We start from the raw sequence: 21,696 nt of genomic DNA, 5'->3' as shown, positions 1-21,696 counted from the left end.
GCGTGGGAGCCCGCATCCTCGACGGCCGCGAGATCGCGCGCGACATCCGTGCCGAGACCTCTTTGCGGGTCGCCGATCTGGCCGCGAGTGCCGGTGTCGTTCCGCATCTGGTCGTGATCCTCGTCGGTGAGAACACGGCCTCGCGCGTCTATGTCGACAACAAGGTACGCGCCTGTGCCGAGGTCGGCATCAGGTCCACGCTCCTGCGCTTCGGCACGGACATCCCGGCAGATGGCCTCATCCATGAGATCGAGCAGCTGAACCGATCTCCGGACATCCACGGAATCCTCGTCCAGCTGCCGCTGCCACCTCACCATGACATCCAGGCCGTTCTGCGGACGATATCGGTCGACAAGGATGTCGACGGCTTCCACCTCTACAATGTCGGCGGGCTGGTCGTCGGCCGAACGATCTTCTCACCCTGCACGCCCTATGGCGTCATGCGCATGCTCGATCACGCCGCGATTCCGGTCGAGGGGCGAAATGTCACGATCGTCGGGGCCAGCAACATCGTGGGCAAGCCGATGGCCCTGATGATGATGGCGCGCGATGCGACCGTTTCGGTGTGCCATGCCAAGACGCGGGACCTCGCACAGTACACCATCCTTGCCGACATACTGGTCGTCGCCGCCGGCGTGCCCAGGCTGATCGGAGCGCAAATGGTCCGCACCGGTGCGGTGGTGATCGATGTCGGCATCAACCGCGACCCGCAGGGCAAACTGCTCGGCGACGTCGACTTCGACGCAGTCAGGGCCAAGGCATCCTATATAACGCCAGTGCCGGGCGGCGTCGGTCCGATGACGGTCACCATGTTGCTGGTGAACACTGTTTCTGCTGCCGAGCGGATCGCCGGCAAGGTCGCGAGAGCACCGATATCAGCGCAAGCTGACGGCTGATCGCCACAGCCGGCTTGCCCGGAGCCTCTATCTCAGGCGAACACGACGTTGCGCGTCTGCGCCCGCAGGCGCGGATCGTGCGAGCGGATCTGCACCGGTTTGCCGTCCAGGACCTCGAAGCAGCGCGCCAGCGTATCGTCGGAAAGGCGCCGCATCGCCTCGGCGGTGAAAAAGGTCAGGTGCGGGAACAGGATGACGTCGTCGCGCCCGAAGAGCGGGCTGAGCGGATGGCCCTGCCGGGCGAGCGGTTCCTGGCTGTAGACATCGAGGCCGACCCCGCCGAGCCGGCCGGCCAGCACCGCCTCGACCAGTGCCGCCTCGTCGATCAGCGCACCGCGCGAGACATTGACGAGGATGGCGCCGGGCTTGAGGCAGGCGAGTTCCGCCTGGCCGATGGCATGGCGGGTCGCATCGTTCAGGACGCAATGCAGCGAGACGAAGTCGCATTGCCGCAGCATCGCGTGGAGATCATCGATTTTCTCGATACCCGCGGCGGCCATGGTCGCGGTGTCGACATGCGGATCGTAACCGAGGACGCGGGCGCGAAAGCCCTGCCCGGCCATCCGCGCCATGCTTCGCCCGATCTTGCCGGCACCGACGAGCCCGAGCGTCGCGCCGGCGATGTCACGGCCGAGCCAGCGCTGCGCCGGCCAGACCCAGCCCTCGCTCTGCATGGTGCGGCCAATCTCCGGCATGCGCCGGGCGAGCGCGATCATCAGGGCGAAGGCGCCTTCCGCAACCGTCTCCTCGGCATAGTCAGGCACGTTGACCACCGGGATGCCGCGCGCCATCGCCGCGGGGATATCGATCGCGTCGATGCCGACGCCGTATTTGACGATGCCCTTCAGCCTGCCGGCCGCGGCGATCACCCGCTCGGTGACCGGCGTGTAGCACATCAGCAGAAGGTCGGCCTCAGCGACCTCCCGCGCCAGCGCCTCCTCGGAAATGCCGTCGGGCAGCGTGACGAGCTCGACGCCGCGGGCGCGCAGGCCGGCGTCGATCTCAGGGCATTCCAGCTCGCGGTCGGTGCGGACAGCCTTCATCATCGCCCCCTCAGCCTGCGAGAATCGCCTGCCCGACGATGTCGAGCGCGCGGTCGAGTTCGGCGCGGGCGATCACCATCGGCGGCGACAGGGTGAGGATGTTGCCCTGGCTGATCTTGAAGCTCAGCCCGCCTTCGAGGCAGCGATAATAGACGCGCTCGGCCAGAGCATTGTCGGGGGTGAAGTCAGCGCGGTCCTTGACCAGTTCGACCCCGAACAGCAGGCCGCGCCCCCGGACATCGCCGATTGAGGGGCAACGCTCGCTGAAACTCCGCAGGCGGTCCATCGCATGGGCGCCGAGCTCGGCCGCCCGCTCGGTCAGGCCTTCTTCGCGGATGATCGCGATCGTCGTCAGCGCCGCGCGCGTGGTGACCGGGTTCTTCTCATGCGTGTAGTGGCCGATGGCGTAGCCGCCGGCGACGTCGAGATCGCGACGGGCGATGACCGCGGCGATCGGCAGGATGCCCCCGCCCAGCGCCTTGCCGAGCACGACCATGTCCGGCTGCACTCCGTCATGCTCATGGGCGAAGAAGCGCCCGGTCTTGCCGAGCCCGGTCGGGATCTCGTCGAAGATCAGCAGCGTGCCGTGCCGGTCGCAGGCCTCGCGCACGCTCTTCCAGAAGCCCGCTGCCGGCGGATAGGGCGTCGCCCGCATCGGCTCGGCGACGACGGCAGCGACATCCCCCTCCCTCGCCAGCACATAGGAGATCATCTTGGCGCAGGCGCGGGCGGAATCTTCGAGATTGTCGTGGCCATAGGCGCAGTTGCGGGTGCCCCAGGGCGCGACGTGCTCGGCGCCGGGGAGAAGCGGGCCGGCGATGCCGGAGCGGAAGGTCGCTTCGCCGCCGACGCTGGAGGCGCCGAAACCGGCGCCGTGGAAGGCGTCCCAGAAGGACAGGGTTTTGAACCGCCCGGTGGCGGCACGCGCGAGCCGCAGCGCCACCTCGATCGCATCCGAACCGCCGGTGGTGAAGAGCACCTTGCCGAGATCGCCCGGCGCCAGCCGCCCGAGCGTCTCGGCAAGCTCGACCGCCGGCTCGCAGGTGAAGCGGCGCGGCGAAAAGCAGAGATCGTCGAGCTGCTTCTTGATCGCCTCCTTGAGGCGGGGGTGCCCGTAGCCGATATGGTGGACGCTGTTGCCATGGAAATCCATGTAGCGCCGCCCCATCGTGTCCTCGATCCAGATGCCTTCCGCCTTGGCCATGGCGGTGAGACAGGGGCTCGACAGGCTCTGGTGCAGGAAGGCGGCGGAATCGCGCGCCAGCAGCTCGCGCGTCGCCTCGTCGCCGATGCCGGCGTTCCAGCCGCTGCGTGCGGCAGAGGTGTTGGATTCGCCCTCGGTGTGGATGATCGCGGAAGCTTCGGCGCGCATGAGCGGTTCCCGTTTCACGCCCCGGCACGGTGCGACGGGATGCAGAATGGCGGCAACCGAACGATCTGAAAAATCGTTAATTTATATCCATCCATAAATTTCAGCGATATCGTGCGGCACCCTCCACACAGGTCCCAGTCGCATGCGCTATGTCCAGCTCCGAGCCTTTCACCAGGTCGCGCTGTCGGGCGGCTTCTCGAAGGCAGCGCAGGCGCTGCACCTCACCCAGCCGGCCATCTCCGACCAGGTCCGGCGGCTGGAGGAGGAGTACGACGTCGCGCTATTCAGCCGGCGCCATCGCCAGATCGTCATGACCCCGGCGGGCCACCGGCTGCTCGCCGTCACCCACCGCCTGTTCGGCGCCGAAGGCGAGGCGCTGGAGCTGCTGCAGGAAGAGCGCTCGCTGCGGACGGGCTCGCTGCGGATTGTCGCCGATTCCGTCCAGCACGTGCTCGACGTGCTCACCGCCTTCCGCAAGCGCCATCCCGGCATCCAGATCAGCGTCGCGCGCGGCAATACCGGCAGCATCGTCGAGATGCTGACCGGCTACGAAGCCGATATCGGCGTGCTCGGCGAACTCGGTGATGAGCGCCCTTTCGAGGTGCTGCCGCTCAATGTCTCGCCGATCATCGCCTTTGCAGCCCGCAGCCACCCAGCTGCCATTCGGGCGAGCCTTTCGCTGGCTGAGCTCAGTGACTGGCCGCTGATCATGCGCGAGGCCGGCTCGCGCACCCGCCAGATGCTGGAGCAGCGGGCGGCGGAGAGCGGCATCGCGCTCAGTTACGCAGTGGAAGCGGAAGGACGCGAGGCTGTCGGGGCGATCGTGGCCGCGGGCGGCGGGATCGGCTTCGTCTCGGCGGCGGAATTCGGCGAGGACGATCCGCGCCTTGCCCGCATCACCCTCGACGGCCCGCCGCTCCTGATGCGCGAGACGCTGATCTGCCTGCATGAGCGCCGCAACAGCAAGGCGATACAGGCCTTCTTCGCGACCGCGCAGGCGCTGCGCAGCCGGCCTGAACAGGCCGGAAACAGAGTCGCTTAGGCGTTCTCCTTCACTCCGCCGCGCGCAGGAGCCTGCTGCCGATCAGAGCGCCCTTCTGCTCCAGCAGCCCGTGCACGGTCGCGGCGATGTGGGCGTCGATCCGCTTGAGGTCGCGGGTGATGTCGAGCTGCAGTGCGCTGACGACGACGGCCTCGCGCTGGCCGGTGCGCATCTCGGCGAGATGGGACTCGATCGCCTCGCGTTCCAGCTCGCGAAAAGTCTCCTTCTCGCGGATGATGCGGCGCGCCGTCATCTCGTCCTCGGAGATGAAGACGGTGATCGCAAGGCGCAGGTGATCGCGCAACCGTTGGTGCATGTCGGCGATGCGCTCCAGCGCCTCGGGCGGCAGCCGGCGCTGGTCGTGGATGCGCTGCCCGGCCATCTGCATCAGGTTCTTTTCGACGATATCGCCGATATGTTCGAGGTTGATCGCCAGCACCAGCACCGCCGAGAGCCGGCGTTCATCGGCTTCCGACAGGGCCGTCCGGGGGATCGCGCCGACATAGAGTTGGATATGGTTGAACAGGCTGTCGAGCACGTCGTCGGCGCGGCTCACTGCAGTGACGCGCGCGAGATCATCGCCTTCGAAGGCCGAGAGCGAGGACTTCAGCATGTCGTCGACGACATCGACCATGCGCAGCACCTCGCGCGTCGCATTGGAGAGTGCGATCGTCGGCGTCGCCAGAGCGGCCTTGTCGAGATAGCGCGAGCGCGACGGATCGGTCTCCGGGGCAGGCTCGGGCATGACGCGCATCAGCAGCCGCGCGATCGCCGGCAGCGGCACGAGGAAGAGCGCCGCCATCGCCAGGTTGAAGGCGAGATGGAACAAGGCCGCCGCCTGCGCAGGCGCAAGAGCAAGCTGCTCGACGAGCCGGGTCAGCAAGGGCAGCAGAACCAATCCGAGCAGGCAGCCCAGGACCCGGTTGGCGATATTGCCGAGCGGCACCCGGCGCGCCGCGGCATTGCCCTTGAGCGCCTGGACGAGCGGGTTCATCGCCGTGCCGAGATTGCAGCCCAGCACCATCGCGAGCATGGTCGGCGTGCCGATCACGCCGGTGGCGGCAAGGCTCATCACGATCAGGATCGCGGCGAGCGAGGAATGGGCGGCGAAGCTGAGCCCCGCCGCCAGCAGCAGCGCGATCAGCGGGTCGCCGGAGAGCGAGCCGAGCACCGTGCGCAGCACCTGCGAATGCTCGACCGGCCCCATCGTGCCCTGCATCAGCCGCAGCGACAAAAGCATCAGGCCGAGGCCGAAGAGCGCCTTCGCCATTTCGCGGGCGGGCAACCGTCCGAAGCGCCGCATGCCGGCGTAGCCCGCCAGGATCAGCAGCGGCACGAGCGTGCTCGTATCAAAGCTGACGAACTGGACGATCAGCGTCGTGCCGACATTGGCGCCGAGCATCATCGCCAGCGCCGGCGCGAGCGCGATCAGTCCCGCTCCCGAGAAGGAGGCGATCATCATCGCCGTGGCTGTGCTGGATTGCAGGCCCGCCGTCACCAGTACGCCGGCCCCGAAGGCCCGCCAGCGGCTGTCGAGGCCGGTCGCCAGCACGGCGCGCAGGCGGCTGCCGAAAGCGGCGGAGATGCCCGCCGTCACCATCTGCACGCTCCAGAGCAGCAGCGCGACCTCGCCGGCGAGCGCGAGCAGGATCTGGGTCGGCGTCTGTCCGGTCATGGCGACGCGTCCGGCGGAGCTAGCGCTGGCGCCAGCGTTGCAGGCGGCCGAATACCAGCCGATCGAGCCCGACATGGGCGAGCTTCACGGCGATGGCGGTCAGCATGATCACACTCGCCATGCCGGCGGCCGAGGCGATGGCGCCGGCTTCGTCCATGTGGACGATGGCGATCGAGGCGAGCTTGGTGTCGGCACCATAGAGGAAGATCACGGCCGAGACCGTGGTCAGCGCGTTGACGAAGACATAGACGGCGATGTCGAGGATCGCCGGCAGGCAGATCGGTGCGGTGACACGCCGGAAGGTCGACCAGAACGGCACCTTGAGCGAGGCCGAGACCGATTCGAATTCGCTGTCGATCTGCTTCAGGCTGGTCAGGGCGGTGATGTGCCCGACCGTGTAGAAATGGGCGATGGTGTTGATCACCAGGATGGTCAGGGTGCCGTAGAGAGCGTTGAGCGGATTCCAGCCGGCGTTGAAGAAGAAGACATAGCCGAGGCCGAGCACGAGCCCGGGTACCGCCATCGGCAGCATCGCCAGGAACTGCGCGAAGGCGCGCAGGCGCGGGAACAGCTTCAGCTTCTCGATCAGATAGGCGCCGGTGAAGATCAGCGCCGTGCCGATCACCGCCGTCAGCGAGGCCAGCAGCAGCGAGTTGCCATAGGTCGACCAGCCCTCGGGATCGACGGCGGCAAAGTCGTAATTGTTCAGCGTCAGCGAGAGGTTATAGGGCCAGTATTTGACGAAGGAGCCCCAGATCGCGATGCCGTAGGGCCCAACGATGGCGAGCGCCGTCAGGCTGACGAAGCCGAGGAGCGTGAGGTCGCGTCGCTTGTCTGGCCGCGGCGCATAGGGCACAGCGCGGGCCGAGAGCATTGCGCTCTGGCGGCGCTGGACGGCGCGGTCGACGAAGAAGGCGAGCACGGCCGGCACCAGGAGGATGATGCCGACGACGGCGCCCATCGGGAAGTTCTGCTGCCCGACGACCTGGCGATAGGCGTCGGTCGCGAGCACGCTGAACTGCCCGCCGATCACCTTGGGAATGCCGAAATCGGTGATCACCAGCGTGAAGACCACGAAGGCCGCGCTGATCACGCCGTAGCGCGCGCCCGGCAGCGTGATCGTGTGGAAGATGCGCCAGCGCGTCGTGCCCATCGCCTCGGCCGCCTCGCGCAGGCGGCCGTCCGAGAGGCCGAGCGCCGTCACCAGGATCAGCACGGCATGGGGGAAGCTGTAGAGCGCCTCGGCGGCGATGATGCCGACCGGCCCGTAGAGCGAAGCGCCCATCATCCAGGATTTGAGCAGGCCCTGATTGCCGAAGATGTAGATCAGCGCGAGGCCCGACAGCAGCGAGGGTGCGAAGACCGGCACCATCGCCGCGGCATAGAACAGCCCGCGGCCGGGAATGCAGCTGCGGCGCAGGGCGTAGGCGTAGAGAAAGGCGAGCGGCAGCACGATTCCCGTGGTGACGCTGGCAACGAGCAGGCTGTTGGTCAGCGAGGAGAGCAGCGTCGGCGTCGTGGCGTAGCTGACGAAGTTCGCCAGCCCGACGAAGCGGCCTTGGGTATCCTCGAGGCTCTTGGACAGCAGCGCCCAGAGCGGCAAGGCGATGATCAGGATGAGCACCGCGCAAAGCGCCAGAATCAGCACGCCGGCGACATGGCGTTCGCTGAGCCGCGGCGGCGAGAGCTTCACGGTGGCATTTGTCATCGTGAGCGGTGTCGCGGCATGGCTCATCGACTGCCCCCGGCAAAGACATGCAGCGCCTCCGGCGGAAAGGCGACCGTGCGCACCTGTCCCGGCTGGATGCCGAGATCGCGCATCGCATTGGTCGAGAAATCGGCTGCGATCCGCGTCGAGCGCGAATGCGTCGGCTCCAGATGCGCCCGGCAATAGGATCCGAGGAAGGAGAGATCGCCGATCGTCGCATCGAAGCGGTTCGGGGTCTCGGCCGTGATCGAGCGGGTGCGGACCTCCTCGGGACGCATGGCGAGCCGCACCGGCGTGCCCACGCTGAAAGGCGCGGCATTGGCGACGAGCAGGTCGAGCTCGCCGACGCGCACCTGGCCCGGCCCGGTGACGACGGCATCGAGGAAGGTCATGTGGCCGACGAAATCGGCGACGAAAGGCGTGCCCGGGTGGCGATAGATCTCCTCGGGCGTGCCGACCTGCTCGACGGCGCCATTGCTCATCACGACGATGCGGTCGGCCATGGCGAGGGCCTCCTCCTGGTCGTGGGTGACCATGATCGTGGTTACGCCGAGCCGCTGCTGGAGAGAGCGCATCTCGTCGCGCAGCCTGATCCTGACCTTGGCGTCGAGCGCCGAGAGCGGCTCGTCGAGCAGCAGCAGCTCCGGCGCGGTCGCCAGCGCGCGGGCGAGAGCCACGCGCTGCTGCTGCCCGCCCGAGAGCTGGATCGGGTACTTCTTGCTCTGTTCGGGCAGGCCGACGAGCGCGAGCAGTTCGTCGACGCGCCGGTTGATCTCGGCCGATGGGCGGCGGCGGTTGACCAGGCCATAGCCGACATTGTCGGCGACCGTCAGGTTCGGGAACAGCGCATAGGACTGGAAGACGATGCCGAAATCGCGCTCGGCAGGGCTTGCACGGGAGACGTCGCGCCCGCCCATCAGGATGCTGCCGCTGTCCTGCGGGTCGAGGCCGGCGATAGCGCGCAGCAGAGTGGTCTTGCCGCAGCCCGACGGGCCAAGGAAGCAGACGAATTCGCCGCGGTGGATGTCGAGATCGATGCTGCGCAGGGCCTGGAAGGCGCCGAAGCTCTTGGCGAGCTTGCGGATCGAGATAAACGGAGCCGTGTTCGTGCTCATCTTGCCGACCTTCATCTGGACGCGCAGCTGGCTTCGGGCGCGACCTGTCATCTCGCCCTGCATGAAACGCGCCGGCTCGGCCCGCCGCGGCGAGCCGGGCCGGCGCGCTGGCGTCAGTTCTTCGGCGCCGCCTTCGACTCGTAGCGCTTCGACCATTCGGCGAGGACGCGGTCGCGATTATCGGCCATCCAGGCCAGGTCGTTCTTGATCATCCCGGCTTCGGCATTGGCGGGATAGTTGGCGGGCTTGTTCTCGATGCCCGGCGCCGCCACGATCGCATAGGTCTTCGAGTAGAGCTCGTTGGCCTCCTTGGTGGTCGACCAGTCGGCGACCTTCTTGGCCAGGTTGAGGTTCTTGCTGCCCTTGACGATGGCGCTGGCTTCCATCTCCCAGCCGACGCCCTCCTTCGGGATCACCACCTCGATCGGCGCGCCCTTGCTCTTCTCGGAGGCGCCGCGCATGTCGAGCGCCAGGCCGACGGTGCGCTCGCCGCGCGCCGCCTGGACGCAAGGCGCCGAGCCGGAATGCAGATAGGCGGCGATGTTCTCGTGCAGGCCGTCCATGAACTTCCAGCCCTCGGCCTCGCCCATGCTCTGCAGCCAGCCCGCGACCATCAGATAGCCGGTGCCGGACGAAGCCGGATGCGGCATCACGATCTTGCCTTTGAGCGCCGGGTTGAGCAGGTCCTTCCAGGAGGTCGGCACCGGGACGCCCTTGGCCTCGGCGGTGTTGAAGCAGACGACGCCGAGATAGGCGTCCATGCCGGTCCAGGTGTAGGGCTCGCTGCCGTCGCGGAAGACCGGCTTCAGCGCATCGGCGCCGGCAGGCTTGTAGGCTTCGAGCAGCCCGGCCTTCTCGAACATCAGGAGGCTCGACGCGGCCAGACCCATCACCATGTCGGCCCGCGGATTGTCCTTTTCGGCCAGGAAGCGGGCGGTGATGACACCGGTGGAATCGCGGACCCAGACCACCTCGGCCTCGGGCACGGCCTTCTCGATCGAGGCCTTGAACGGGCCGAGCTGATCGTTCTCCAGAGCGGTATAGACCGTCACCTTCGTCTTCTGCGCCAGGGCGGCGCCGGGAAGCGCGAGTGCAAAGGCGCCGACGAGGCAGGTAGCAAGCCAATTCTTCATGATCTCATCCCCTCTTATTGATCGGTTTGAACGCTCTTTCGACGTTTCTTCCCCTGACATGCAAAACGCAGGCGGATTGCTCCGCCTGCGTTGGTCTTCTCAGGTCACGCGCTCCAGGGCATCGACCATGTCTTGACGTTGGTGAAGGACTTCATGGCCTCGACGACGCCCTCCTTGTAGCCGAGGCCAGAGTCCTTGATGCCACCGAAGGGCGACATCTCGATCCGGTAGCCCGGAACTTCCCAGAGATTGACCGTACCGACCTCCAGCTCGGCGACGAAGCGCTGGATGTAGTCGAAGCGGTTGGTGCAGATGCCGGAAGACAGGCCATAGGCAGTCGAGTTCGAGATCGCGATGACCTTGGCGATGTCGTCGGGCACCCTGATCATCGGGATGACCGGGCCGAAGGTCTCCTCATGCACAAGCTCGCAGGTGTAGGGGATCTTGTCGACCACGGTCGGGTGGAACAGCGCCCCTTCCGCCCGCTTGCCGTAGAGGACCTCGGCACCCTTCGTCACCGCATCGTCGACGCGGGCCTGGAAGAGCGCGGCCGAGCGGGCATTGATGACGGTGCCGACATCGGTCGCCGGGTCCATCGGGTCGCCGCATGTGAGCTTCTTCGCCTTCTCGACGACGAGCTTGGAGAAGGCCTCGGCGACGCTCTCGACCACCAGGATGCGCTTCACCGCCGTGCAGCGCTGGCCGGAGTTCTTGGTCGCGCCGGTGACGGCGAGTTCGGCCGCCTTGTCGAGATCGGCGTCCTCCATCACGATCAGCGGATCGTTGCCGCCGAGCTCGAGCACGATGCGCTTGTAGCCGGCCGTATTGGCGATGTGCTTGCCGACCCGGACCGAGCCGGTGAAAGTCACCAGATCCGCATCGGGATCGGTGATCATCGCATCGCCCATGGTCGAGGGATTGCCGGTTACGACCGACAGCATCTCCGGCGGCAGGCCGGCCTCGTAGAGCACGTCGGCCAGCGCCAGCGCGGTCAGCGGCGTCAGCTCGGTCGGCTTGAGGACGAGGCGGTTGTTGGTCGCGATCGCCGGTGCCAGCTTGTGGCTGACCATGTTGAGCGGGTGGTTGAACGGCGTGATCGCCGAGATCACCCCGAGCAGCGGCTGGCGCGTCGTGAAGATCTTGCGGGCCTTGCCGTTCGGCGAGATGTCGCAGGAGAACATCTCGCCATCGTCCTTGATGGTGAGCTGGGCCGCGAACGACCAGACGTCATAGGCGCGGCTGGCCTCGTAGAGCGAGTCCTTCCAGCACAGGCCGGCCTCGGCGGTGATCAGCCGGGCGAAGTCTTCCTTGCGGGCGAACAGGAGTTCGGCCGTCTTCTGCAGGATGCGCTGGCGCTCATAGCGGGTCAGCACCGGCTTGAACGCCTTGGCCTTGGCGAAGGCCTCGCGGACATGCTCGGGCCGGGCGGCGGGAATGAGCCCGACGACGCTGTCGTCATAGGGGTTCCTGACCTCGACCATGTCCTCGGTCGAGACCAGCTTGCCGGCGATCCGCATCGCCTCGCGCCGCACCGGCGGCTTCACGGTCGCGTTCATCGTCAGTGCACCAGGTTCAGGGCGACGTCGAAGACGTCGAAATTGCGCAAGGTTCGGCCCTCGGGAACGGTGATCGGCCGGTTGGCGATCATCGGCACGCGCTGCTCGGTGATGCCGCCATGCGAGCGTAAGGGTTCCGTCAGGCCGGAGAGGTCGTGCCTGTCGGGCGAGGTGCCGATCACCTTCTGCCTCGTCGAGATCGCGACGACGTCCCCGATCCGGTCGGCCGGCAATTCGAAGCGCTCGCAGGCCTCCGCCGCGGTCACCGCCAGCGCGATGCCCTCGAGGCCGGAGATGCGGGCTGCGACCTCTTCCTGGCTGGCGCCGTCTGGCAGGTAGACCGTGGCGAAGGAGCCGAGCGCGCCATGGTGGACGACATAGGGGTCGGTGATCGGCAGGATCACGCGCATCGTGCCCTTGCCGTACCACTCGTCCATCAGGCTCTGCAGGTAGATGACATCCGGCTCGCCATTGGCTAGGTGCTTGTCGTTCATGCCGTGGTCGGCGGTGATGACGAGCGTGCAGCCGAGCGCATCGAGCTTGCCGACATAACCGTCGAACATCGCGTAGAAGCTGTCGGCCATCTCCGAGCCAGGCGCCGCCTTGTGCTGCACATAGTCGGTGGTCGAGAGGTACATCAGGTCCGGCTTGAAGCTCTCGAGCAGCTTGACGCCGGCGGCGAAGACGAATTCGGAGAGATCGGCCGAATAGACCGATGGCACCGGCATGCCGACGAAGTCGAGCACCTTCTCGATGCCGTTCTCGGCCTTGTTCGCCTTGTCGGCCTTCTCCGAGGAGAAGGCGATCGCCGAGCCGCTGCTGAAGTCGAGGCCCTTGCCGAGCAGCGTGCGCAGCTTGTCCTTGGCGGTGACCATCGCGACCTTGAGGCCGGCCTTCTGGAACTCGGCGAGGATGGTCGGGGCGCGCAGGAAGCGCGCATCGTTCATCATCACCTCCTCCTTGGCCTCGCGGTCGTAGAAGAAGTTGCCGGCGATGCCGTGGACAGCCGGCGGGCGCCCGGTGATGATCGAGAGGTTGTTCGGGTTGGTGAAGCTCGGGATCACCGAATAGGCGTGGGTGCTCGCCCCCGTCTTCATGATCCGGTCGAGGTTCGGCGTCAGCCCCTTGGCGCTGGCCGCCTCGATATAGGCCGGCTCCGAGCCGTCCATGCAGATCACCACCGTCGGACGAGCCGGGCGGGCATAGCCGCGGCCGTTGGCGATGACCGCGCCGTCGATTTTCGTATGGACCGTCATGATCTGCTCCTCAGGCGGCCGACTTCAGGCCGACGCCCATCTCGTCGAGGACCGACGACACGGTGGCGACGAAATTGCGCATATCCTGCGCGCCCAGCGCTCCGATGCAGCCGATCCGGAAACTGTCGGCGACCGTGAGCTTGCCGGGATAGATGACGTAGCCGGCGTCCTTCAGCGCGTCGTAGAAGCGCTGGAAGACGAAGTTCTCGTCCTGCGGCATGTGGAAGGTGACGATGATCGGCGCCTGCCGGGCCGCCGGCAGCAACGTCCGGAAGCCGAGCTCCTGCATGCCCTCGATCAGGATGCGGGCATTGTCGGCATAGCGCTCGCCGCGCCCGGCGACGCCGCCCTCGGCCCAGAACTCCTGCAGCGCCGCGTGGAAGGCGACGATGACGTGGATCGGCGGGGTGAAGCGGTACTGGCCGGTGCGTTCGAAGCCGGCGTTCTGGTCGTAGAGGTCGAGCACCAGCGTGGTGGCGTTGCCCTTGGTCTCCGCCAGCGCGCTCTTGCGGGCGATGACGAAGCCGAGGCCGGGAACGCCCTGGATGCACTTGTTCGAGGAGGCCGCGACCGCATCGAAATGGACCTCGCGGCTGTCGAGCGGCAGGGCGCCGAAGGCGCTCATCGAATCGACCAGCAACCGGCGGCCATGGCGCTTGACCAGCGCCGCGATCGCCTCGACCGGGTTGCGGATGCCGCTGGTGGTTTCGCAATGGACCGTGAAGACGTGAGTGATGCCGGCGTCCGCCACCAGCATGCGGTCGACCTCGGCAAGATCGGGCGGCGTGTCCTCGGCGGTCTCGTGGACGACGACGCCGCGCCCCGCGATCTCCAGGATGCGCTTGGCGCGCTGGCCATAGGCGCCGTTGATCAGGACCAGGATCTTGCCGTCGCGCGGCACGAAGGTGGTCAGCATGGCTTCGACCGCGAAGGTGCCGGAGCCCTGCATCGGCACCGTGACGAAGTCCTCGCCGCCATGGATGATCTTCGGCAGCTCATCGAGGACGGCCTTGTTGATCCCCACGAAGGTGGCGTCGCGCGAACCCCAGTCGTGAACCATCGCTTCCTTGATGGCCTTGCTCGTCGTCAGCGGGCCAGGGGTCAGGAGAAGAGGATCACCGGTTTCGGAGGAGGCAGGGCGGCGGGCCTGGGCCATGAGGGTCTCGCGATGTCGTTGCGGCGGGTGATCTCGACGCTAGGATCGCGATTGACATAGGTCCAATACATCGTTTCCATATCGTCCATAGATAGGATCTATGGTATGGCCATCAGCTATTCCGGGCTCTCCGCCTTCCATGCCGTGGCCGAGGCCCAGAGCTTCACTGGCGCCGCCAGGACGCGCAATGTCAGCCAGCCGACCCTGTCCGCCCAGGTCCGCGGGCTGGAGGACGCCTATGGCGTCAGGCTGTTCGATCGTGCCGGCAGGCAGGTGAAGCTGACCCCGCTCGGGCAGAGCCTGTTCGTCATCACGGCCCGGCTGTTCGCGGCGGAGGACGAGGCCCAGTCGCTGCTCGCCGGCAGCCGCACCTTGCAGCGGGGCCATCTGCGGATCGCGGCCGACAGCGCCACTCATGTCATGTCCACCCTCGCCCGCATGCGCGAGCGCTATCCGGGCCTGACCTTCTCGCTGACGATCGGCAATTCCTCGGAGGTCGTCGACCAGATCATGGACTTCGCCGCCGATGTGGCGATCACGGCGCGCGCCAACTCCGACCCGCGCATCCACAGCATCAAGCTGCGCTCCGACGATCTCATCGCCTTCGTCTCGGATCAGCACGAACTGGCAAGGCACGAGCATTTGCCGATCGAGGCCTTCGCCGGCCAGGATATCGTCCTGCGGGAGCGGGGCTCGATCACCCGGGAGGTCTTCGAGAACCGGCTGTCGGTCGCCGGGATCAAGCCGGCGAACCTGCTGGAGGTGCAGTCGCGCGAAGCCGTCCGCGAGGCCGTCGCCTTCGGTTTCGGCATCGGCGTGGTCTTTGCCTCCGAGTTCAGGCCGGAAGCCGGCCTGAAGCGCATCGTCATCACCGGCGCCGAGTTCGACGTCGGCGAATACGTCGTCTGCCGGGCGGAACGCCAGCGCCTGCCGCTGGTGCGCAGCTTCTTCGAGACGGTCCAGGATCTCTGATGTGACCATCGGCATCCCGTGCCGGCTCATCCTGCCGGCGCCAGGCGCGGCCGAGCAGGGCATTGGGTCCAGCTGACAATGCTCGGCGTGGCATTCGTCGTCGTCGCGGCGCTCGCAGTGTTTAACCTTGTCTGAAACGCTGCGGGGCGCGGGCGTGATCGAAGCTCAGCAGGCCCAAACTCTCACGTCAGGCCGCCACCGACAGCAATCCGATCTGGCGCGCGAGCCTTGTGCACTGCTCGCGGATGTCGGGAATGGCGACGGTCTCCCAGAACGCTGCCCGTGTCAGCGGTCCGATCGCGAAAAGCCGGCGCGAGGCCGCCCCTGAGGCATCGAGCACTGCATGATCGGCCGAGACATCGATGCCGATGCGCAATGCGTCGACCCGCGCCAATCCCTGCCGGAGCAACGACTGCAAGACTGGATTGGTCGAGAGGAAGGGATCGCCGGTGATCCCCCTGCAATCGATGATGCTGCCGACCGACAACATCTCGGGATCGGGCTGCCCGCGCGGGCGATAAGAGACGCTTAAGCCGTGCTCGCCGGCTTCGCAGGATAGCATCCTGCCCGAGAGAATGCGCAGCTGCCCGCTGGCCATCGCGTTCTGCAACTGCCTGTCGGCCTGCGGCGCCATGCGATGGCGATGAACGTCCCAATGTGCCCGCGCATGCTCGAGCAGGCGCGCTTTCGACCGGCTCGACAGCTTCCACCAGATCTCCTGGCTGAAGGGCCGCACGCCGTCGACGACGCCGCGCCAGTCGCCGTCCTGGCGCTCGTGATCGGCGAGCCTGGCGCGGAACCAGCGCAGGAGTGACGCGCCGCTGGCGCCGAAGGGGATGTCCTCCTTGTCGAAGCGAACAGGCGAGGCATCGCGGTGGACCCTCGGCAGGAGGCCGCGCCGCGACAGCGCATGGATCGGCCCGGCAAAGCCTTTCTGCAGCAGGGTCAGGACATAGTCGACCATCGACAGGCCGGTCCCGAGGATGAGGATCGGCTTTCCGATCTCCGCCGCTCGCGTCGCCTCTGCCGTCCATGGGCTGACATGGCGATCGGCCTGCTGCCAGTCATAGGCTTCGTTGCCGGTCGCGAGGATGGCGACCTGGCCGAGATGCGTCGTCCCGTCGTCGATCGTCGCGACGACCCTGCCCGCCCTCTCCTCGATGGTCCGACATTCGCCTCGGACGATGGTCAGCCGATCCTGCCCATCCGGCCCGGCACGCTCCTGGGCGATCAGTTGGGACATGTACTCCCCGTACAGATGCCGCGGCGCGAAGCAGTAGGGATCCGGGCAGGGCTCGAACCGGCTCGCGGCAGCCTCGCTCAGCCAGTGCCAGAAATGCAGCGGATCGTCCGGAAAGGCGCTCATGTTCGCGGCCCGGACGTTCAGCAAATGCTCGGGACGATCGGTCGAGAAGGCCAGGCCGGGCCCGACCCGCTCGCGGCGCTCGATCAGCGTCACCACGCAGTTGTCGCGCGGATCGCGCAGCAGGTGGCACGCCATCAACACGCCGCTGGCACCGCCGCCGACAATGATGATGTGCTTTCCCGGCGCGGCAGTCACAGGCGAGATTTCCGCTGCATTCGGTCTCCGCGGCTAAGGTCACGGCGCGGCCGGAACGATGCGGCAGCGCGATCTATCTCGTTGTTATCGCGCCCGATTTTCTCAAAAGAAGGCTTCGACCATTCGGTCCGATGCGATGGCGCCGACGACATGGCTACCCCACGGCCGATCGAATGGGCAAGCCCGGCGCCGGCGCCGGACGGATCTACGGCGCCGCAAAGCCGTCTCGACCCTCGGAATCGATCACGCTGCATCCGGACGCTTCCGCCCGAATGCAACGTGACCTCGAGCCGCCCTGCCGGTCAAACCAGGCCGGCCCGATCCTGCTCTAGCTACGCGAGGCCGCGATGCTCTCGTCCCGCAGGCGCTCATAGCTCGCCTGGTCGACCGGAGCCGCCTCGGGATTGCCGAGGTCGTTCATCCTGACGCGGTAGGTCTCGCGGGTCGACCAGGCCGCCGCCGCCGCGACGGCACAGATGGCGAAGGCGATCGCGCCGACCACCAGCGGCACGTTCTGCGAGCCCGGAGGAGCGACGGTGGCGAACAGCGCCGGCAGCAGCGCGGTGACGGCGGTGCCGAGATTCTGCGAGATCGCCATCGAGGAGACGCGGGTCCGGGTCGGGAACAGCTCCGGAAAGAAACTCGGGAAGACCGCGTTGTAGCCCTGATAGACCACGCCCCACATCAGCAGCGACATCACGATCGCCAGCGGCACGCTGTGGATCGAGATCGCATAGAGATAGCCGAAGGCGAGCAGACCGGAACCGAGGGCGCCGACGATGATGGGCGGACGACGTCCGATCTTGTCGGACAGGTTTCCGACATAGGGGATGATCAGGCAGGCGACGATGTTCCCCATCACCGGGATCCAGAGATAGACGTCCTTGTGGAAGCCGATGCCATAGGCGGCCTGGACCGCATAGGCGGCGCCGAAGATGGTGGCGACGACCGGGATGACGTTCATCAGCGCCATCAGGATGACCCGGATCATGTCCGGCCAGCTGGTCTGGATCGCCTCGATCACGGGCGAGCGCGGCGTCGCGTTCTGGCTGTCTTCCTCCTTGAAGGCGGGGGTTTCGTCGACCTCGCGACGGATGATCCAGCCCGCGATGATGACGATGAAGCTCAGCAGGAAGGGAATGCGCCAGCCCCAGCTGTTGAACGCCGCCTCCGGCATGAAATGGGCCAGCGGCAGGAAGACGGCCGCGGCCAGGATCTGCCCCGCCTGCACCCCCTGCAGCGTGAAGCTGGCGTAATAGCCGCGGCGGCCGAAGGGCGCGTGCTCGAGGATCATCGAGCTCGCGCCCGAGATCTCGCCGGCGACGGCGAAGCCCTGGATCAGGCGCATGAGGACGAGCAGAATCGGCGCCAGGATGCCGACCTGCTCATAGGTCGGGAGCAGGCCGACCGCGATGGTCGAGAAGCCCATCAGGAACATGCACAGGACCAGCACATTCTTGCGTCCGTGCGTGTCGCCCCAGTGCCCGAGCACGAAGGCGCCGATCGGGCGGGCGACATAGCCGACGCCATAGGTCGCCAGCGAGGCGACGATCGCCACGGTCGGATTGCTCGACGGAAAGAAGATCTGCGGGAAGATCAGCGCTGCTGCGGTCGCGTAGATGAAGAAGTCATAATACTCCAGCGCCGAGCCGATCCAGCCGCTTGCTGCCGCCTTCGTCGATTGCTGCGTGTGCTGGATGTCAGCATGCAAAGCTGCCGTCATGTTCCACTCCCGATGACTAGTTTCTGTTTCTTGCGCCGCAGCTTTTCGTGCGGCGCTTATGCGAGGCAGGCACAATCTGCGGCGATCCGGACGCCGCTCTCGTCAGACACTCAAACCCGCCAACGCGATCGATATTCGGCCGTGCCGGCGGCCTATCTCGCGCGCAGGGAAAATTCGGATGAGAAGCAGGCGGTGGCGGCTCGCAAGTCCTGCCTCGCCGCCAGAACGGGGCTCACCCAAGCCGCCGCGAGGCCGTCCGCGCAAGCGCCGAGCAGTCCATCGCAGGGCTGAATCTTGTGCAATCTCTCCTTCTGCTCATAACCTACCAAGACGAAATCGCGACGAATAATGCAAAATGCGCTGAAATCCATAATCTAGACATTATGTATTGTTGCAGGAAGCGCTCAAACGAGCAGCCCGCTCGGCGTGCCGCTTCCGCCGCGCCCAGCTCTCGACAGAGCATCGACGTGCTGAACCTCCCGCACCGTCGAGGCAACTCGCCTGGGCAGTGGCCTCAATCGTTTCAGGTGACCTTCGGGCTACACTTCCTCCGCCAGCCGGGTATCGTTGCCCGGCGAATCCTCGCCGGGCTCTGGCCAGGCGAGTTTCGGGCATGCAGGCGCGCGCCGTCGCGAAAGGGCAGAGAATGAAGACGTCGATCGCAACGGTCTCGCTGTCCGGCAACCTTTCGCAGAAGCTCGAAGCCATCGCGGGCGCCGGCTTCGACGGCATCGAGATCTTCGAGCAGGACTTTCTCGCCTCCGATTTCACGCCGGGCGATGTCGGCCAGATGGTGCGCGACGCCGGGCTCGAGATCACCCTGTTCCAGCCCTTCCGCGATTTCGAGAGCCTGCCCGAGCCCTATCGCAGCCGGGCCTTCGCCCGCGCCGCCCGCAAATTCGAGCTGATGAACCAGCTCGGCACCGATCTCGTGCTGGTCTGCTCGACCACGCATCCGGCCGCTCTCGGCGGCATCGACCGCATGGCCCGGGATTTTCACGATCTCGGTGATCTCGCGAAGCGGCACGGCGTGCGCGTCGGCTTCGAGGCGCTGTGCTGGGGCCGCTTCGTCAACGACCATCGCGATGCCTGGGAGGTGGTGCGGCGCGCCAACCATCCCAATGTCGGCCTGATCCTCGACAGTTTCCATACGCTCGCCCGGCGCATCGATCCGGATTCGATCCGTGCGATCCCCGGCGACCGGATCTTCTTCGTGCAGCTCGCCGACGCGCCCGCGATCGACATGGACCTGCTCTACTGGTCGCGCCATTTCCGCAACATGCCGGGCGAAGGCGATCTCGACGTCACCGGCTTCATGCGCGCCGTGACCGCGACGGGTTATGCCGGGCCCCTCAGCCTGGAGATCTTCAACGACCAGTTCCGCTCGGGCCTGCCGCGCCTGGTGGCGCAGGACGGCCATCGCAGCCTGATCGCCGTGATGGACCGGGTGCGCCGGGTCGAGCCGGCGCTGCCTGCGGATCTGCCCGCCTTCGCCCCGCCGGCCCCGGTCGCGGGGGTCGAGTTCCTCGAATTTGCCACCAGTGCGGAGGAAGCGCCGGGCCTCGAGGCGCTGCTGCGCTCCTGCGGTTTCGAGAAGACCGGCAACCATGTCTCGAAGCCGGTCGGCCTGTGGCGGCAGGGCGGCGTCAACGTGCTGGTCAACACCGACGCCAGCGGCTTCGCCAACAGCTCCTATCTCGTCCACGGCACAGGGGTGTCGGAGATCGCGCTGATGCTGCCCGATGCGCGCGCCGCCTTCGAGCGCGCGAGCGCGCTGCTCGCCCAGCCGCATGCGCAGGCTGCCGGCGAGGGCGAGCTGAGCATCCCCGCCATTCGCGGCGTCGGCGGCAGCGTCCTGCGCTTCCTGGATGCGACATCCGATCTCGGCCGCATCTGGGACATCGACTTCAGGACGAGCCCTGCGGGCGCCGGCGCTGGGCTGACGCGGGTCGACCATATCGGCCAGACCATGCCCTACGACGAGATGCTGAGCTGGTCGCTGTTCTACACCAGCATCTTCGACGCCCATAAGTCGCCGGTCGTCGACGTCGTCGATCCCGACGGGCTGGTGCGTTCGCAGGCGGTGCAGTCCGGCGGCCTGCGCGTGACCCTGAACGGGGCCAGCGCGCGCGGGACCCTGGCCGGGCGCTTCATCGAGGACAGCTTCGGCTCCTCCGTCCAGCACATCGCCTTCGCCAGCGCCGACATCTTCGCCACGGCGGCCGCGATGGCCTCGCGCGACTTCCCGGTGCTGCAGATCGGCGCGAACTACTACCACGACGTCGAGGCGCGCTTCGGCCTGCCGCCGGCGCTGGTCGAGCGGATGCGCCTCGCCAATATCCTCTACGACGAGGATGCCGGCGGGCAGTTCTTCCAGTTCTATTCGGCGCCGCGGCCCGACGGCTTCTTCTTCGAGATCGTGCAGCGGCAAGGCAATTATCAGGGCTATGGCGCCCCGAACGCCCCCTTCCGCATCGCCGCGCAGAAGCGCGCGGCCCGCCCGGCGGGGATGCCGAAACGCTAATTCTGCCGGTCTGAGCTCTCCTTGGTCAGCCGCTCCAGCAGGTCGAGGCCGGGGACCGCCGGCCCACCCTGGCGCTTGGTCAGGCCGACCGCACCCGACAGAAAGCGCGCGCCGGTCGAGATCTCGCAGAGATCGCCGCGATCGAGGTCGTCGGCGACGACGCCGCGCGAAATGAACCAGACCGCATCCGAGCCGAGCAGGATCGCCCGTCCCACCGGCAGGGCGACCGTCTCGAAGGCGGGCTGCAGCCCGGCCAGGTTGAACGTCATCAGGTAATCGTCGACCGCCCGCCGGATGATCGCGGTGGCGGGCGGCAGCAGCACCGGCACGCGCGCCAGCAACTGCGCCACCGGCTCGCCGCGCAGCGGATGGTCACCGCGCGCGACCAGCGTGATCTCCTCCTCGTAGAGATGCGCGAAGACCAGGCCGGCCATCTCGCTGGCCACCGGCATGCGCCCGAGCATCAGGTCGATCGCCCCCTCGCGCAGCAGCCCGACGAGATAGGAATGCGGCCCGGTCTCGATCGCCAACACCGTCTCGGGCGCGATCTCGCGGAAACGCAGCGCCACGCGCGGAAACAGGCGCGTCGCCGCCGTGGGCAGGACGCCGACGCGGATCGTGCTGCCCGGCGCGCCCGGATGCAGCGCCGCCGCCCCGGCCTCGAAGGCCTGCAGGCCGATGCTGGCATGGCGGCGAAAGAGCGCGCCCTGCTCGGTCAGCACGAGGCGCCGCTTCTCGCGCCGGAACAGCGGCGTCGCCAGCAAGGTCTCCAATTCCGCGAGGGTGCGGCTCAGGGCCGGCTGCGTGATACCCTGGCGCCGTGCGACCGCCGACAGGCTGCCTTCGACCGCAATGTCCAGGAAAGCCCGGATATGACGCAGCTTGACGGCGGGGTGCATAATCATTCGATTATGAACTCCAACGATCTTTGCATTATTCGGGTCGGTTTCACCCTGATAGGTTA

Annotated in this window: 16 protein-coding genes; 4 read left to right on the top strand and 12 right to left on the bottom strand. The window is 66.9% G+C overall.

Going from position 1 to position 21,696, the window contains the following annotated elements; genetic code table 11:
• The first annotated feature begins 2 nt into the window (after positions 1-2).
• Positions 3-896, top strand: coding sequence for a bifunctional 5,10-methylenetetrahydrofolate dehydrogenase/5,10-methenyltetrahydrofolate cyclohydrolase (locus BMZ21_RS20650; protein WP_091838593.1), 894 nt, complete (start codon positions 3-5; stop codon positions 894-896).
• A 32-nt stretch (positions 897-928) separates the two neighbouring features.
• Here BMZ21_RS20650 and BMZ21_RS20645 read toward each other — a convergent pair whose 3' ends face one another.
• Positions 929-1,942 carry a 2-hydroxyacid dehydrogenase gene (locus BMZ21_RS20645; protein ID WP_244543933.1) on the bottom strand — a complete coding sequence of 338 codons (1,014 nt, stop codon included), beginning with the start codon at positions 1,940-1,942 and terminating at the stop codon, positions 929-931.
• Between the two features lie 7 nt (positions 1,943-1,949).
• A complete protein-coding gene (gene pbfA / locus BMZ21_RS20640; protein WP_091838590.1) occupies positions 1,950-3,311 on the bottom strand; it encodes a (R)-1-hydroxy-2-aminoethylphosphonate ammonia-lyase in 1,362 nt (453 codons plus the stop codon).
• A gap of 142 nt (positions 3,312-3,453) precedes the next feature.
• On the opposite strand from pbfA, the gene BMZ21_RS20635 reads away from it, so the two are divergent.
• Positions 3,454-4,353, top strand: a complete 900-nt coding sequence (locus BMZ21_RS20635; RefSeq protein ID WP_091838587.1) for a LysR substrate-binding domain-containing protein — start codon at positions 3,454-3,456, stop codon at positions 4,351-4,353.
• Positions 4,354-4,363: 10 nt separating this feature from the next.
• On the opposite strand, the gene BMZ21_RS20630 is transcribed toward BMZ21_RS20635, so the two are convergent.
• The 7 genes from BMZ21_RS20630 to BMZ21_RS20600 form a co-directional block, all read right to left on the bottom strand.
• Complete coding sequence (locus BMZ21_RS20630; protein WP_091839390.1) at positions 4,364-6,028, bottom strand: Na/Pi cotransporter family protein; 1,665 nt, start codon at positions 6,026-6,028, stop codon at positions 4,364-4,366.
• Between the two features lie 19 nt (positions 6,029-6,047).
• Complete coding sequence (locus BMZ21_RS20625; protein ID WP_244543932.1) at positions 6,048-7,736, bottom strand: putative 2-aminoethylphosphonate ABC transporter permease subunit; 1,689 nt, start codon at positions 7,734-7,736, stop codon at positions 6,048-6,050.
• Between the two features lie 23 nt (positions 7,737-7,759).
• On the bottom strand, positions 7,760-8,851 hold the full coding sequence (locus BMZ21_RS20620) for a putative 2-aminoethylphosphonate ABC transporter ATP-binding protein (protein WP_091839387.1): 1,092 nt from the start codon (positions 8,849-8,851) through the stop codon (positions 7,760-7,762).
• Between the two features lie 113 nt (positions 8,852-8,964).
• Complete coding sequence (locus tag BMZ21_RS20615) at positions 8,965-9,984, bottom strand: putative 2-aminoethylphosphonate ABC transporter substrate-binding protein (protein WP_091838581.1); 1,020 nt, start codon at positions 9,982-9,984, stop codon at positions 8,965-8,967.
• A gap of 104 nt (positions 9,985-10,088) precedes the next feature.
• On the bottom strand, positions 10,089-11,540 hold the full coding sequence (gene phnY, locus BMZ21_RS20610) for a phosphonoacetaldehyde dehydrogenase (protein ID WP_091838577.1): 1,452 nt from the start codon (positions 11,538-11,540) through the stop codon (positions 10,089-10,091).
• Positions 11,541-11,542: 2 nt separating this feature from the next.
• Positions 11,543-12,796 (bottom strand): phosphonoacetate hydrolase, encoded by a 1,254-nt coding sequence (gene phnA, locus BMZ21_RS20605; RefSeq protein WP_091838574.1) that lies wholly within the window; start codon positions 12,794-12,796, stop codon positions 11,543-11,545.
• Positions 12,797-12,806: 10 nt separating this feature from the next.
• Positions 12,807-13,952 carry a 2-aminoethylphosphonate--pyruvate transaminase gene (locus BMZ21_RS20600; RefSeq protein WP_091838570.1) on the bottom strand — a complete coding sequence of 382 codons (1,146 nt, stop codon included), beginning with the start codon at positions 13,950-13,952 and terminating at the stop codon, positions 12,807-12,809.
• Positions 13,953-14,057: 105 nt separating this feature from the next.
• Between BMZ21_RS20600 and BMZ21_RS20595 the strand changes: the two genes are divergently transcribed.
• Complete coding sequence (locus BMZ21_RS20595) at positions 14,058-14,924, top strand: LysR substrate-binding domain-containing protein (protein WP_091838566.1); 867 nt, start codon at positions 14,058-14,060, stop codon at positions 14,922-14,924.
• A 187-nt stretch (positions 14,925-15,111) separates the two neighbouring features.
• On the opposite strand, the gene BMZ21_RS20590 is transcribed toward BMZ21_RS20595, so the two are convergent.
• On the bottom strand, positions 15,112-16,485 hold the full coding sequence (locus BMZ21_RS20590) for an FAD/NAD(P)-binding protein (RefSeq protein WP_091838561.1): 1,374 nt from the start codon (positions 16,483-16,485) through the stop codon (positions 15,112-15,114).
• 328 nt (positions 16,486-16,813) lie between these two features.
• On the bottom strand, positions 16,814-18,208 hold the full coding sequence (locus tag BMZ21_RS20585) for an MFS transporter (protein WP_091838558.1): 1,395 nt from the start codon (positions 18,206-18,208) through the stop codon (positions 16,814-16,816).
• 646 nt (positions 18,209-18,854) lie between these two features.
• Here BMZ21_RS20585 and BMZ21_RS20575 point away from each other — a divergent pair.
• Positions 18,855-20,732, top strand: a complete 1,878-nt coding sequence (locus BMZ21_RS20575) for a bifunctional sugar phosphate isomerase/epimerase/4-hydroxyphenylpyruvate dioxygenase family protein (RefSeq protein WP_091838552.1) — start codon at positions 18,855-18,857, stop codon at positions 20,730-20,732.
• Here the strand turns inward: BMZ21_RS20575 and BMZ21_RS20570 are convergent.
• Entirely contained in the window at positions 20,729-21,637 is a 909-nt protein-coding gene (locus BMZ21_RS20570; protein WP_091838548.1) for a LysR substrate-binding domain-containing protein, read from the bottom strand. The two genes, BMZ21_RS20575 and BMZ21_RS20570, sit on opposite strands and share 4 nt — an antisense overlap.
• Positions 21,638-21,696 lie beyond the last annotated feature (59 nt).

Origin of the sequence: Allobosea lupini (assembly GCF_900109525.1) — a bacterium.
Classification (GTDB): Bacteria; Pseudomonadota; Alphaproteobacteria; order Rhizobiales; family Beijerinckiaceae; genus Allobosea; species Allobosea lupini.
This window is presented reverse-complemented; position numbering and strand designations above follow the sequence as displayed.

Excerpts from the sequence above, each read along its gene's own strand:
- BMZ21_RS20625 (WP_244543932.1), bottom strand. The coding sequence starts at position 7,736 with ATGACAAATGCCACCGTGAAGCTCTCGCCGCCGCGGCTCAGCGAACGC.
- BMZ21_RS20630 (WP_091839390.1), bottom strand. The coding sequence starts at position 6,028 with ATGACCGGACAGACGCCGACCCAGATCCTGCTCGCGCTCGCCGGCGAG.
- pbfA (WP_091838590.1), bottom strand. The coding sequence starts at position 3,311 with ATGCGCGCCGAAGCTTCCGCGATCATCCACACCGAGGGCGAATCCAAC.
- BMZ21_RS20585 (WP_091838558.1), bottom strand. The coding sequence starts at position 18,208 with ATGACGGCAGCTTTGCATGCTGACATCCAGCACACGCAGCAATCGACG.
- BMZ21_RS20645 (WP_244543933.1), bottom strand. The coding sequence starts at position 1,942 with ATGATGAAGGCTGTCCGCACCGACCGCGAGCTGGAATGCCCTGAGATC.
- BMZ21_RS20575 (WP_091838552.1), top strand. The coding sequence starts at position 18,855 with ATGAAGACGTCGATCGCAACGGTCTCGCTGTCCGGCAACCTTTCGCAG.
- BMZ21_RS20635 (WP_091838587.1), top strand. The coding sequence starts at position 3,454 with ATGCGCTATGTCCAGCTCCGAGCCTTTCACCAGGTCGCGCTGTCGGGC.
- BMZ21_RS20595 (WP_091838566.1), top strand. The coding sequence starts at position 14,058 with ATGGCCATCAGCTATTCCGGGCTCTCCGCCTTCCATGCCGTGGCCGAG.
- phnA (WP_091838574.1), bottom strand. The coding sequence starts at position 12,796 with ATGACGGTCCATACGAAAATCGACGGCGCGGTCATCGCCAACGGCCGC.
- phnY (WP_091838577.1), bottom strand. The coding sequence starts at position 11,540 with ATGAACGCGACCGTGAAGCCGCCGGTGCGGCGCGAGGCGATGCGGATC.
- BMZ21_RS20600 (WP_091838570.1), bottom strand. The coding sequence starts at position 13,952 with ATGGCCCAGGCCCGCCGCCCTGCCTCCTCCGAAACCGGTGATCCTCTT.
- BMZ21_RS20620 (WP_091839387.1), bottom strand. The coding sequence starts at position 8,851 with ATGAGCACGAACACGGCTCCGTTTATCTCGATCCGCAAGCTCGCCAAG.
- BMZ21_RS20570 (WP_091838548.1), bottom strand. The coding sequence starts at position 21,637 with ATGATTATGCACCCCGCCGTCAAGCTGCGTCATATCCGGGCTTTCCTG.
- BMZ21_RS20615 (WP_091838581.1), bottom strand. The coding sequence starts at position 9,984 with ATGAAGAATTGGCTTGCTACCTGCCTCGTCGGCGCCTTTGCACTCGCG.